Source organism: Winogradskyella ouciana, from assembly GCF_009709615.1.
Lineage (GTDB): Bacteria > Bacteroidota > Bacteroidia > Flavobacteriales > Flavobacteriaceae > Winogradskyella > Winogradskyella ouciana.
Genome location: NZ_WJYA01000133.1, coordinates 1 through 267, shown reverse-complemented (window position 1 = coordinate 267; position 267 = coordinate 1). Strand labels below are relative to the sequence as shown.

Sequence of the window (267 nt, the reverse complement as noted above, 5' to 3'; positions counted from 1 at the left end):
AATATCTCTACGTTACAGGCTATTGAATGGTTCTCTGCCGTTCAAAGAACTGAACAGATTTGTTGAAGATGGAAAGACAAAGCTGGAAGCAGAGGTTGGTTCATTAAGCCGTATTTCAGCGACGATGGTGGATGGCATCGTAAGCACTCTTTCGGTTTCTGCTGATGTGGCGAATCTCTGCTCGCTTGCAATTGAGAAGGCAAACGAATTGTTGGGCTCAACTTCTCAGTCAGATCCAAACCATAGTGAGCACAATGTTAAATGTCC

Annotated in this window: 1 protein-coding gene; it reads left to right on the top strand. The window is 44.2% G+C overall.

From position 1 onward, the window contains the following. Positions 1-267 (top strand): hypothetical protein (locus tag F1003_RS17055; protein ID WP_235898421.1); only part of this gene is annotated, 267 nt, incomplete at both ends.